This window comes from Longirhabdus pacifica (assembly GCF_004115085.1).
Taxonomy (GTDB): Bacteria; Bacillota; Bacilli; order Paenibacillales; family DSM-105158; genus Longirhabdus; species Longirhabdus pacifica.
On sequence record NZ_QXJP01000005.1, the window covers coordinates 88,176 to 101,265 of the forward strand.

Genomic DNA, 13,090 nt, shown 5'->3' on the forward strand with positions numbered 1-13,090 from the left:
AACACGTGTAATCTAATTTATGTTACAAAAAATACTAAAAAGGTGGTAATATTATGAATAAGATATTTAGTGTATTTCTAGTTTTTGCAATAATATTTACGATTGTACCAGTGACAGTATTTGCGGCAGATAACGAGAATACGTGGGAGACAGGGACACCCATGCTTACAGCTAGAGAAGGGCATAGTGCGGAAGTAGTAGATGGAAAAATCTATGTCATTGGTGGTAACGAACAACCAACGGTAGAAATGTATGATCCGCTGACAGATACGTGGACAACGAAAGCAAGTATGACTACTGGTAGAAGTTATTTGGCTACAGCAGTTGTGGATGGAAAAATTTATGCTTTTGGTGGAAGGAACCAGAAAGGGAAAAATTTTCTGGATACAGTTGAAATGTATGATCCAGCAACAGATACGTGGACAACCAAATCCAGTATGCTCTCTATAAGAGTTGCCTTCGATGCTGAAGCAGTGAATGGAAAAATCTATGCCGTAGGTGGGTTATCTACAAGTGGGACGCTAGCATCAGTAGAAATGTATGATCCAGCAACAGATACGTGGACAATGAAAGCCAACATGATAACAGGACGAAATCGTTTAAGTACCGCTGTATTGGATGGAAAAATCTATGCTATTGGTGGACAGGCAAGTGGTGTTGTCAATACAGTAGAAATGTACGATCCGACTACAGATACATGGACAACCAAATCGAGTATGTCAGCAAAAAGATATCTTTTATCTGCTGCGACCGTTAACGGCAAAATTTATGCCATTGGAGGACAGACTATCAATTATATAGTAGAAATGTATGATCCTCTGACAGATACATGGACAACAAAAGCTAGGATACCAAATAAAAGACATGCATTTGATACGGTAGTTGTAGGCGGTAAAATTTATGCTATTGGCGGATACTATAAGGGTATATTGAACTCCGTTGAAATCTATACTCCAGAAGGTTATAGCGATGTGCCTCTAGCACCATTGAACCTAGTCGCAACAGGTGGTGATGCAAAAATAACATTGAACTGGAGCAGTGTAGTAGAAGCAGATAATTACAGTGTTTATCGCTCCCTTACATCTGGTGGTTCATACACTTCTGTAGCAACAAGTGTGTATAGTACATCTTATGTAGATAGTCCACTTACGAATGGAACAACATACTATTATGTCGTAACCGCAGTGAACGACAATGGGGAAAGTGCCTATTCAAATGAAGCTAGCGCAACACCACAAGCAGACAATAATATCAATCGTGCTATTTTAACGATCACACTAAATAGTGGTTTAGAGAAGGAATATGATCTAAGCATGAGCCAGGTAAGTCAATTTATGTCATGGTATGAAAGTGAATCTACTTTATTTTACACATTTCAGAAAGATTACAACTTAGGTAGTGATGTCAGTCGTACAGATTATGTGGTGCATGATATGATTGAGTTATTCGAAGTAAGAGAGTATGTTGCTAGATAGAAACTCTATCTCTCATTCTATTTGATTGTATCTAGTGTGATAAGATCATCAAATGCAAAAAATACGGTGTTATATATATGTAAGTTTCCAACATGATACGTTAAAAAAGGGAGTCGGATCTGACCGGCTCCCTGCACATTACTGTGATTGAATTTTCCTCCACAACTAACACGCTCACTATATCAACATAGCATCGTTTATGTAGTTGTTTCTTTGTATCGATGGATAATGAAAACACTATATCACGGAGAGTACACGGCTTTTAAGCCTTGAACGTATAGTAAAAATTGGGGGAAGTTAGTTTCATCAGGACACATACAACGAAGTAAAAACTTTAATGGAATCAGTTCTATATTCCCATTAATATCTATTGCGAATAATAATTTATAATAATAATTGTTAAGCACACCCGATCCTTGAATTTCTTGTTTTAATGTCTGAAATTCTGCATTGGAAAGATTCATCTGTAACTGATCATTTACATACTGAGTTAAAGTATCGAATGGATCTGGAAGTGCCCACGGAGCTCCTATGGGTCTGGCGTTTAGCGTAGTAGTTAATTGTAACTTAGGGTCGTTGTTAACGATGGATATTGCTTTATTGAGGTCAAAATCTAGTGTGTTTTTATCGATGGCACTATGAAATTTATTGATGCCATCTAAAACATCTTGCCAATTTGTTTCTTGATTTGAAGCTACAATAGTTTTGTACGTTTCTTGATTACTTGCAGTAGATGCATCCCCTAAAACGCTTGAGTTTGACAGCACAGTGAATGTCCACGAATCTACTGAATCTTTGTCGTTCATTTCCTGTAAATCGCCTATTGCAATACTTGAATGAAATGAAACAATGAAAATGAGTAGCACAAATAGAGTCATGATTCTCTTCATAAAATAAACCTCCTTATTTTCTAACATCACGTCATAGCCGGTAATGTCTCCATAATGTCAAGTTCAGTTCAATCAAAGATGGTCAAAACTATTTCTGTAACTTGGTATATCTTTTTGCTCTTGTGAAGCACTGTTTCGTTGCACATTTATAATAACATAATATTCACTAAATGGTAGAAAAAACATGTTTCAGAAATGATGAAAATACAGATACAGAATTTTTGCGTTTATTTGCACAAATGATTACTTTTTAAGCAGGAATCTATATTTCAATGATTGTAAAATGTATAAAAGGAGCAACTGCATCCTTTATATGGATGCTTATCGTCATCACTGTATATAACTTTTTAAGTTATGCAGATGTATTTACTGTACTAGAGATAGTAGATAGTACATTATTTGTTGCACCTATCATATTTGTTCTGACTTATGTAGGTTGTTTTTTGGCCGAAGTGATTTGTACCATGATGATGAGGATTTACAGTATCAACAAACTATTCCTTTTTAACTTACTAGGAATAATGTATAGCACCGCACTGTATGTGTACTTTGTTGGTTATCTTGATGTACTTACATTATTGGTATACCTTTTAGCTGGGTTTACAAGTACCACTGTGTATTACTTGAACAGTAATTGAACAGTAATTAAAAAAATTTGGTTTGCAAAATACGGGGGAACCATAAGGATTAAATCAGCACATCTTTTTGTCCTAATAAGTAAATAAAAATACAATGGATAACGTTATCTTCTTGTAGAGAAGGAAATATATCTACCGTAGCAGAGAAGGAGCCTTCAAATTGTTTTTTACCATTAGACTTTTAAATGAAAATAATGAAAGCTCAAATGCATCATCTTATGAAGAAGACATTGAGCTTTAAAAACTAAATGAGAATATGACTGAACTGAGCCCCGAATAGTTGATTCTTTTTCATTTTTATGATACTAAAGATGATGTTGGCAGTCTTTTTTTTGTAGGTGTGATATGGATTAGTATTTATGATTTACAATATTCAAAGTCCTATATATTGACTATACAGCGATTTTGCTTTTGATATATCTTCTGTGCCTTGAATGATGGCACGGCCGTCACGAAATAGTACGATCTTCATTCCATCATGTAAAAGTAATTTTAACAAATACGGATTTTGCTCCACTTTTCCTATTCTTTCCCATTTTTGTTTCCATGCATCTAAATCCATAGAAGGCAAGGATGGATGAGGTGTAATTTGAACAGAGTCCCGACCACACATACTCTGCATCTGTTGTTGTTCCTCCACATCTTCCAAGAAATCAAATTGATCCAAGCCACAAGTAGGACAGCTGTCTTTTTTGGCATGATCCATTTTTATAGCACTGTATTGGTTAGACCATAGGTCTAATTGAATCATTTTCCCGTGTAATTGTTCTTGTTGTCCGAGTAGTATTTTCAATGCTTCTGTCACTTGATAAGAAGCAATCATATCAATGATCGGGGCGATGACACCAATCGTATCACAGGTTTCTCCGCTTCCTTGTGCGGGTATTGTTGGAAAGACGCAACGTAGGCAAGGGGTTTGATTTGGTAAAATGGACATCGTCGTTCCTCTGGCACTAACTGCACCACCATACACCCAAGGAATGTGATGTTTTATTGCAATGTCGTTTACTAAATATCTTACTTTGAAGTTATCTGAACCATCTAGAATGACATCCACATCTGTTAGTAATTGCTCTGCATTCATGGGATTTACATCTGCAATATGTGCTTCTATCTTTACCGTCGAATTCACCAGTTGCAATCTTTCCTTTGCTGCTGTTGCTTTGGGTCGAGATTGCAACGCATCTTGTTCCGTGTAGAGCATTTGTCTTTGCAAGTTGCTCATCTCTACAAAGTCGCGGTCAATGAGTTTAATATGACCGATACCCGCTCGCACTAAATGATTCGCTATGACGGTTCCCAAAGCACCAAGTCCCACAATGGCTGCTTTTTTCTGCATGAGTTGTTGCTGACCTTCTTGTCCGATGTGGGCGAATAACATTTGTCGAGAATATCTGTCTAATGTGCTGGAAGTTGTCTTGTATTCAGCATCGTCTTGATGAGGTACTACGTTTGCTGCATTGGATTCCATGGTCCGCTCTGAGCTCCTTTCCATTCTGATCCGTCTTCCCAGATTTCTTTTTTCCATATGGGTACTTTTAATTTTAATTGTTCAATGGCGAATCGATTTGCCTCGTAAGCATCGTTACGGTGGGGAGCGGAAACAGCAATGACGACACTTGCTTCTCCTATGGCTACTTCCCCTAATCGATGTGTGATGGCTGTTAACGTCCCTGGCCATTTGCTTGCTATATCCAAACCTATTTGCTCTAATTCTCTTAATGCCATGGGCACATACGCTTCGTACTGTAATAGTGTCGTTCTTTTTCCGCTTGTATGTTCTCTCGTTGTCCCAGTGAAACAAAGCTGAGCGCCGTGATCTGGATGATGAACTTTGTTCATGACTTCCTGTATGTCTATATGATCGTGCGTTATTTCATATCGTTGTTCAAGCTCGGTATGCTGTGGATGATCTTCACTGCCACTACCACCAGAAACGGGAGGAATAAGTGCAATTTCATCGGTAGGCTGGAGACGCTCCTCGTCATGGGCATACGCTTGATTTTTTGCAATGTAGGACGACTCAATGACCGCCTTCAAAGCTGGGAACTCTTGTATTAAATGCTGTTTTAGTTCGTGTCCGTTTATCGTATCTTGCTTCCATTCAAGTATGAGTTGATCTTTCTTTATGCTATCTTTCAGTGCTGCAAATAATATAACGGTATAAGACATTGCATTCACCTCGTTATTTTTACCTCGTTATTTAAAATCATCGTTATGCTGCCATTCATTTCATACAACGCAAAAAAAGGGCAATTAATTAATGTAGAAACAAGATGCGTGAAAGGTGCTTCTATCCACATCAAATAGATTGCTATAAACGTAAGCACGACACAGTCACATTCCAAACTTGTTGCCCAAACGATCACATCATGTAAAAAATAAATAGGCAGCATGAGCTGTGACCTACTATACATATATTATAACCTAAACGTACAGTGGACGAAAATAGGATAGGAAGGGAGGGGGAGATGATAACTTTTGTATGAAAATATATCGGAGCAAACTTTTTTTATGATAAAATGAAATGAATACCTTCACTGAGAGGATGGTATAGTAGATGACGGAAACGTTAGTGATATTACATACCAATGACATACATAGTCATTTTGAACATATGCCGAAAATTAGTCAATGCATAGAGGAAAAGCGTAGAGCAAACAAGGATGCTCATATCGTGACATTAGATATTGGTGATCATCTGGACCGAATGGCTCCAGAGACGGAAGGCAGTGAAGGTAAAGCAAATATTGCTGTGATGAATACCGTAGCATACGATGCGGTCGTTATAGGCAACAATGAAGGATTAACTTTTGAACCCTCTCACATCAAAACGCTGTATGCAGAAGCGAACTTTCCGGTTATCGGAAGTAATATACATGAGTTAGACCATCAAGGCATACCAGATTGGATGCATTCGCACGTTGTGCTAGAGCGAGGAAGTATGAAAATTGGATTGATCGGTGTGACCGTCGACTTTAATGATTTTTATCATTTATTAGGTTGGCACATTGCTGACCCATTACAAGTAGTACATACATTGGTGAAACAGCTAAGAGATGAAGTAGATATGATCGTTGTTCTTTCTCATCTTGGATTTACGAAAGATAAAAAAATGGCAGAGACAATCGAAGGCATTGATGTTATTTTGGGAGGCCATACGCATCACTTATTAGAAGAGTGTATGATCATAAATAACACGGTGATTGGGGCAGCGGGAAAGTTCGGAACCCATGTTGGTCAGATGGAATTTACATGGAACAAGCATACGAAAGAGCTTCATTATGTGAATGGAAAGAGTATCGATGTTTCTTCCTTCTCCAATGAGTCATCCACTGTAGATGTCATAGAGCGTTATCGAATGAGCAGCAAAGCGGTGCTGCAAGAGAAGGTGCTGGAATTAAGCACCTCCATGTCGATTGACTATCAGAAAGAATCACCGCTAGGAAATGTACTGGCAGCAGGAATTAGAAAAAAAACAGAGTCGGAACTCAGTATCGTCAATGCTGGACAAATTGTAAAAGCACTTCATGCAGGAGACATTACCCGGGAAATGATTTTGGAAGCATGTCCTTCTCCTATTAACCCTTGCAGCGTATGGATGACAGGTAGACAAATTTGGGAATGTTTAGAGCAGTCGTTGTTGCCTAAATTTTATACGTATGTGTTCAAAGGATTTGGTTTTAGAGGAGATGTACTAGGTGGTTTATGTATCGATGGTATGAGTGTGACCTATGACCCGAGTCATCATCCGATGGAGAAAATAAAACGGGTGACGATAGGGGAAGAACACATTGTGATGGAGAAAAAGTATAAAGTAGGCACGATTGATATGTTTACATTTGGTGTCGGTTACCCAACGTTTCGTGATGCGGAAGTGATTGAATTTTTCTTGCCGGAATTTATTCGGGACATTTTGATCCATCAGCTGAAAGATGAGAATGAAGTTAGGAAGAGTTTTGCTCCAAGATGGTTTTCGATGTAGGTATCATAGTAGGGTGCAATAATGATGGTCACATAACCCGTCATGTATGATAGAAATGTCATGAACTGTCCATAAGTATGAACTATAAAACGTGATAGAATAACACAGGGTGTAGGGTAGGTGGTAGAGGCGTAAAATTTGTATCCCAACATTTCTTCATTTTATATTAAGTTGAATGAACAAGTTCAAGCAACTTATTACCGCTAACCATAAGATGGAGAAAACACAATATAAAAACCTTTACGCCTGGCAACTGAGGCGTAAAACTTGTATCCCAACATTTCTCTATCTTATATTAAGTTGAAGAAACAAGTTGAAGCAACTTATTACCGCTAACCATAAGATGGAGAAATGACAATACGAAAACCTTTACGCCTGGCAACTGAGGCGTAAAATTTGTATCCCAACATTTCTTCATTTTATATAGGAAGAAAGATGTGTTTTTCGCATTTTTCGTCTTAAATTCTTCATAGTCATTGCGTTTTTTTGTAAATCTTTGTACATTTAATGTAGATAAAGTAGACAAAAGTGAAAGTAGTGTGTGCTATGAGACTTATACCTACCCAAATATGTACTTCTGGTATGAAACTAGCTAAAAATATATACAATGATAGCGGGGTTGTCCTATTACGAATGGGCAGTGAGCTTTCCGATGCCATCATTAATAAATTGCAGACGTACGGAATAGAATACATATATATCCAAGATCCATTTACCGATGATATTGTCGTGCCAGAATTAATTAGATCTGAAACGAGAGTACGCGTACTAGGAGAAATGAAAGTTCATTTTCGCAAAATTTCTGATGGGCTGCATCGCAAACGGTACTCGGATGTAAGTATCGAAAAGAATTTAAGAAAAATCATTCATTCGCTGCTGGACGATTTGCGAGATAATGATCAAGCCTTAATTATGATGGATAGTATGAGAGTTTCAGATGAATACTTATATTCTCATTCATTAAATGTAGCAATATATGCGGTATTATTAGGAGTATCTGTTGGGTATACAGAAGATAAGTTAATAGAGTTTGGGATAGGTTCCTTAATGCACGATATTGGCAAAACGCAAATTGATGAGAAACTATTGCAAAAACCAGGCAAATTGACGGAGACTGAATTTGCGGAAGTGAAAAAACACACTACACTCGGTTATGAAGTATTAAAAGAAATGTCATCTATATCACTGCCAGCTGCTCATTGTGCGTACCAGCATCATGAACGAATGAACGGGAGCGGGTACCCTAGAGGATTAACTGGTGATGAAATTCATGAATATGCAAAATGGTTAGGTATTATTGATTCGTTTGATGCGATGGTCTCACATCGTGTATACCGAAAAGCGCTGCTGCCCCATCATGCATTAGAAGTGCTTTATGCAGGTAGTGGAACGTTATATGATGAAAGTAAAATTCAAATTTTTCGCAATAAAGTAGTGGTTTACCCAATCGGTATGTCTGTGATGTTAAGCACAAAAGAAACTGGTGTCGTCGCAGATGTCAATGTAGATTATCCGCATCGTCCTGTCGTGAGAGTCATGACAAAAGAGTCAGGAGAATCATGGAAAGAACCATATGAAATAGATTTATCGAAAAAACTAAATGTCACGATTACAGATATTTTGTTTAGTGAACATTGTAAGCTACATATATTGTAAACTATCGGATCGAAAGGTGCTGGATTCATTTGTATAAAACTAAACTAAAAAGTCAGCCATTACATCCTGCGTATGATCCTTGGGATCCCATTACTTCGTTAGAACGCTATGGAAAGCACAAATTGACTAGTGTGGAATTTACCGTAACCAATTTATGCAACATGCGTTGTGAGCATTGTGCGGTAGGAGATGTACTAAGCTTAAAAGATGGACAACGGCTTCCTTTAGCGTTGATGCTCAAACGATTAGACGAAATAGAAACGTTAGAAACAATTAGTATTACAGGGGGAGAGCCTTCTTTTCATAAGCAGACGGTGGATGAATATATCATTCCGTTATTGAAATATGGTCGGGAACGCGGATTAAAATCACAAATCAACTCCAATCTGACGCTAGATGTGGAACGATATGAAGACATGGCCCCTTGGCTAGATGTGATGCACATCTCCATTAACTACACCAGTGTAAATGATTTTAATGAGATTGCATTTGTGAATGCGACCCATAAGCCTACTGCTAAAACTTCGCAAAAGCTATACGATACGATGTTATCCAATGCAGAGCAGCTTAGTAAAGCTGGTTTGTTTATATCTGCGGAGTCGATGATCAATTACCGTACACATGAAAAAATGCCAGCTATTCATGACCTTATTGTACAAATCGGCTGTCAGCGTCACGAGGTACATCCGATGTATCCAAGTAGTTTTGCCGCTAAGCTTCCTGCGATAACGGTGGAACAAATGGCTACAGCTATACATAGCCTATTAGATCATCGTGATCCACGTATTTGGATGCTGTTTGGCACGTTGCCTTTCTATCATTGCAATCCAAATGAAGAACAGCATCGGCTGCTAGGTAGATTGCTACACGAAAAAAATGTCACCGTAAGAAACGATCCAGACGGAAGAAATCGTTTGAATGTTAATACGTTCACAGGAGATATATACGTGACTGATTTTGCTGATGTACCATCGATGGGAAATATACGCGATGATCAACTAGACCAAGTATTTGAATCATGGTTGCAACATCCTTTAAATCAAGGGATCAACTGTCATTGTGCTCCAGTGCATTGTTGCGGTCCGAACTTATTGGTCAAAAATATGTATTATAAAGACGTCGATTTCACCACTCGCAAAGCGATAGTGAACAATTGAAAACAGTAGGCATGTCTAACTATTGAGAAGTATAAACATAAAAATGAAACGTCGGTTCGTTTGACTTGTATGTGGCTCCTATGTAACAATACAGTCAATACTTCAAAAAGTATGTTGCAAAAGGGGAAATCAAATGTCATATAAAAATGTTTTGTTTGCGCTGTTGGCTGTTTTCCTTCTGTATTTTTTCTTTACAGTAGGCTCTCCTTTTTTATTAGCCCTCGTTATCGTCATATTGCTGGAGCCGCTCAATAACCTTTTCATGAAAATCGGTATGACGCGCTTTGCAGCTGCAATGAGTAGCAGTACTATTTTCACGTTAGGGTCCCTTGGCATTGTTTATTTGCTCGGGGCAAAATTATACGGAGAAGCACGCGATTATTTTGTTACAGCTCCTGAACGAGTGCAAGAACTATATTTTTATTCTTTAAAAAGATTGGATGAGCTTCAGGAATTTCTAGCTAAATATTCGATTACTTTTGAAGATAAAGATATTGAGAATTTGTTGTCTGAAGGACAAGAGTTGTTGAATCAATTTGTAAGCACCGTTTCTGGGAGCTTACTTAATTATGCGAAGGTCGTTCCAGATTTATTTTTGTTTTATATCGTTTTTATCGTAGCAGTATTTTTAATTAGCATCAGTATGCCGTCACTCAAAAGCTCATTGTTGTCCTTCTTTGCATCGGGAACAAAGGAGAAAGTAGAAGACGTTATCATAAGACTACGCAAAACCGTTTTCGGCTTTATACAAGCTCAATTAATATTGAGTACCGCAACGTACATTATTTCTGTACTCGGATTGCTCATTTTACAAGTGGAATATCCTTTCGTTATTTCCTTCTTTATCGTACTGGTAGATATACTTCCTATTTTGGGAACAGGTTCGTTTATTATCCCATGGGCCTTGTACCAAGTCGTACTAGGGGATTTTTTACTTGCATTTGGACTCGTCATTTTATTCCTCGTTATTACGGTGTTCAGGAAAATTATTGAACCGAAAGTGTTGGGGGATTCGATTGGCATTGGCCCACTTTCAACATTGGTGAGTATCTATGTGGGATTCAAATTAATGGGTGTAGTAGGATTATTCTTAGGGCCTATCGTTGTGATTTTAGTCCAGACGTTAAAAGAAGTTGGGTTATTGAATATCAAAATTAAGCTGGATTAGGTTTTATAAAAAAAGTAATGAATAAAAGAAAAGCGCGCAGGAGTCATCATCTGCACGCTTTTTTGTATGTTTTTAAAGTATGATATATCGATTGAATTGTATGTTTTTAAAAAATAAGTTGTATGATTTACTATGGTTTGAGCTTACATTGCATAATCATTTGCCTTACATGAAAATGCCGTAAAGAAATCTGTGACACGTAACTATTCATTGTAACTCGCATTTCGATTAAGATGGTTCACATAATCTGTCGCTTCTTTTTTTGCTGTTTCCACATGTGGCCAAGGATAAGAAGTGAAGATAGGGTTAGCATCGTTTAATTTCTTTACTTTACTAACGTAATTATCTTTGACTTGAAAAATTAGAATTTCGAATTGCTCATGTAAAGTAGATGTTTGTAGTAATTTTTCTTCCATTTATTTATTTAAACCTCAATTCCTTTATCTTTTCTTATAACTATATTTCTATGTTAAGTTGAATGAACTTGTTTAACCAACTTATTACCATTATACAAGCTGTCTAACGGTTGTTCCACCACTTATTTTTGTCATCTTCCATTGTAACCATCTATAGGCGTTTATCATATATTATCGTAAGACATTTTTCAACTCTATGTATGGAGGAAGTCATTGTTTTCTTCATGTATATTTTAACTTTATTAGTACTACAGGAGGGACATCCTATGCATAAATATAGTTCGTACAAAACATACACGCCTTACATTAGCAAGTATGATCCATGTCCACCAATGAAGGTGAAATCATACAGCACACCGATTAACTTATATTTAGGTTTTCAACCAATGAATTTACCGCAGTACCAGGCTAGAGAAGCACTGCAAAAAGGGACACTATGGCCAGCGTTATATAGTCCGTATGAAAAAGTAAAAATGAGAAAGCCTTTGTTCTCAAAACCACAAACACAACCAGAATTACAACCAGAAGAGGAGGAGATGGATTAAATGGCTGGCAAAAAGCAAGAAATGTATGATGAGCAGCTCTTACAATTGCAAGAAATTGATTTTGTGCTGTTAGAGCTAAATTTGTACTTGGATACACACCCAGGAGATATACAAGCGATTCAGCAATATAACCAGTTGGCGATGAAGCGAAAACAAATGCAAATGGAGTTTGAAGCTGCTTACGGCCCGTTGCTTCATTATGGGCAAAGTTATACCAAGTATCCTTTTCAATGGATAGAGAGTCCTTGGCCATGGCAGGTGTAGTGGAAGGAATGTAAGTTTTTTAAAAAGTGAGGGTATGGTTTCATTTATTATCGTTTGATCTGAAAGGGAGGATGAGGATGTGGCTTTATGAAAAGAAATTGCAATATCCAGTAAAAGTAAGTAAGTGTGATCCGATGATGGCTAAATACTTAATGGAGCAATACGGAGGAGCAGATGGTGAATTATCCGCAGCATTAAGATACTTAAATCAGCGTTATTCTATTCCGAATGAAGTGATTGGGTTACTGACGGATATAGGAACGGAGGAATTTTCTCACCTCGAGATGATTGCAACGATGATTTATAAGTTGACGAAAGATGCTACACCAGAACAGTTAAAAGCAGCGGGATTAGGTGAGCATTACGTGATGCACGATCATGCGTTATATTATCAAAATTCCGCAGGTGATGCCTTTACTGCGACGTATTTGCAAGCAAAGGGTGATCCTATCGCCGACCTATATGAGGATATAGCGGCAGAAGAAAAAGCGAGAGCCACGTATCAATGGCTGATTGATATGACGGATGATGTAGATTTGCAAGATGGATTGAAGTTTTTACGTGAAAGAGAAATAGTACATTCTCAGCGCTTCCGTGAAGCAGTAGAGATTTTAAAGGTAGAGAGAGATAAGCAGAAGTTTTTCTGATAGTGTAGTTGGATAGCAGGAAGTAAGAACTGTATGAAGAGGGTTTGAAAGTAAGTTACAGTCAAGTTGCTTCACCGTACCGTGGTAGGTGCGGTTTTTTGTGTTTTTGAAGTAAAAAAGAAGGAGAGCGTTTGAATTAGAGATTTTGTAGCCCCAGGTGTTGATATAATCTCAACCACTAATGATAATGGCTATCAAATAGTTGAGGGTTCCTCAATATCTACAGCCTATGTAACAGGGTTAGTATCT

The 13,090-nt window shown here is 37.6% G+C and carries 14 protein-coding genes; 9 read left to right on the plus strand and 5 right to left on the minus strand.

The genetic code is table 11. The annotated features are described in order from the left end of the window. Positions 1-53 precede the first annotated feature (53 nt). Positions 54-1,475: a Kelch repeat-containing protein gene (locus D1Z92_RS05465; protein ID WP_128894651.1), complete on the plus strand. Its 1,422-nt coding sequence runs from the start codon at positions 54-56 to the stop codon at positions 1,473-1,475. A gap of 242 nt (positions 1,476-1,717) precedes the next feature. Here D1Z92_RS05465 and D1Z92_RS05470 read toward each other — a convergent pair whose 3' ends face one another. Then, positions 1,718-2,365 (minus strand): hypothetical protein, encoded by a 648-nt coding sequence (locus D1Z92_RS05470; RefSeq protein WP_128894652.1) that lies wholly within the window; start codon positions 2,363-2,365, stop codon positions 1,718-1,720. 272 nt (positions 2,366-2,637) lie between these two features. Here D1Z92_RS05470 and D1Z92_RS05475 point away from each other — a divergent pair, with 272 nt between their 5' ends. Further along, positions 2,638-3,003: a hypothetical protein gene (locus D1Z92_RS05475; RefSeq protein ID WP_128894653.1), complete on the plus strand. Its 366-nt coding sequence runs from the start codon at positions 2,638-2,640 to the stop codon at positions 3,001-3,003. 373 nt (positions 3,004-3,376) lie between these two features. Here D1Z92_RS05475 and D1Z92_RS05480 read toward each other — a convergent pair whose 3' ends face one another. The 3 genes from D1Z92_RS05480 to D1Z92_RS05490 form a co-directional block, all read right to left on the minus strand. After that, on the minus strand, positions 3,377-4,384 hold the full coding sequence (locus D1Z92_RS05480) for a ThiF family adenylyltransferase (protein WP_240666586.1): 1,008 nt from the start codon (positions 4,382-4,384) through the stop codon (positions 3,377-3,379). Between the two features lie 65 nt (positions 4,385-4,449). Beyond that, positions 4,450-5,175: a molybdenum cofactor biosynthesis protein gene (locus tag D1Z92_RS05485; protein ID WP_128894655.1), complete on the minus strand. Its 726-nt coding sequence runs from the start codon at positions 5,173-5,175 to the stop codon at positions 4,450-4,452. A gap of 5 nt (positions 5,176-5,180) precedes the next feature. Then, positions 5,181-5,420, minus strand: a complete 240-nt coding sequence (locus D1Z92_RS05490) for a hypothetical protein (protein WP_128894656.1) — start codon at positions 5,418-5,420, stop codon at positions 5,181-5,183. 143 nt (positions 5,421-5,563) lie between these two features. On the opposite strand from D1Z92_RS05490, the gene D1Z92_RS05495 reads away from it, so the two are divergent. The 4 genes from D1Z92_RS05495 to ytvI all read left to right on the plus strand — a co-directional run bounded on the left by D1Z92_RS05495 (position 5,564) and on the right by ytvI (position 10,969). Beyond that, on the plus strand, positions 5,564-6,988 hold the full coding sequence (locus D1Z92_RS05495) for a bifunctional metallophosphatase/5'-nucleotidase (protein WP_128894657.1): 1,425 nt from the start codon (positions 5,564-5,566) through the stop codon (positions 6,986-6,988). A gap of 546 nt (positions 6,989-7,534) precedes the next feature. Next, on the plus strand, positions 7,535-8,644 hold the full coding sequence (locus D1Z92_RS05500) for an HD-GYP domain-containing protein (protein ID WP_128894658.1): 1,110 nt from the start codon (positions 7,535-7,537) through the stop codon (positions 8,642-8,644). 29 nt (positions 8,645-8,673) lie between these two features. Further along, positions 8,674-9,801, plus strand: coding sequence for a radical SAM/CxCxxxxC motif protein YfkAB (gene yfkAB / locus D1Z92_RS05505; protein WP_240666583.1), 1,128 nt, complete (start codon positions 8,674-8,676; stop codon positions 9,799-9,801). 133 nt (positions 9,802-9,934) lie between these two features. Then, on the plus strand, positions 9,935-10,969 hold the full coding sequence (gene ytvI / locus D1Z92_RS05510) for a sporulation integral membrane protein YtvI (RefSeq protein WP_128894660.1): 1,035 nt from the start codon (positions 9,935-9,937) through the stop codon (positions 10,967-10,969). A gap of 203 nt (positions 10,970-11,172) precedes the next feature. On the opposite strand, the gene D1Z92_RS05515 is transcribed toward ytvI, so the two are convergent. Then, positions 11,173-11,385 carry a hypothetical protein gene (locus D1Z92_RS05515; RefSeq protein WP_128894661.1) on the minus strand — a complete coding sequence of 71 codons (213 nt, stop codon included), beginning with the start codon at positions 11,383-11,385 and terminating at the stop codon, positions 11,173-11,175. 266 nt (positions 11,386-11,651) lie between these two features. On the opposite strand from D1Z92_RS05515, the gene D1Z92_RS05520 reads away from it, so the two are divergent. From D1Z92_RS05520 to D1Z92_RS05530, 3 genes are all read left to right on the plus strand, one after another. Then, entirely contained in the window at positions 11,652-11,930 is a 279-nt protein-coding gene (locus D1Z92_RS05520; protein WP_128894662.1) for a spore coat associated protein CotJA, read from the plus strand. After that, positions 11,931-12,194, plus strand: coding sequence for a spore coat protein CotJB (locus D1Z92_RS05525; RefSeq protein ID WP_128894663.1), 264 nt, complete (start codon positions 11,931-11,933; stop codon positions 12,192-12,194). 77 nt (positions 12,195-12,271) lie between these two features. Then, on the plus strand, positions 12,272-12,841 hold the full coding sequence (locus D1Z92_RS05530) for a manganese catalase family protein (protein ID WP_128894664.1): 570 nt from the start codon (positions 12,272-12,274) through the stop codon (positions 12,839-12,841). Positions 12,842-13,090: the final 249 nt, after the last annotated feature.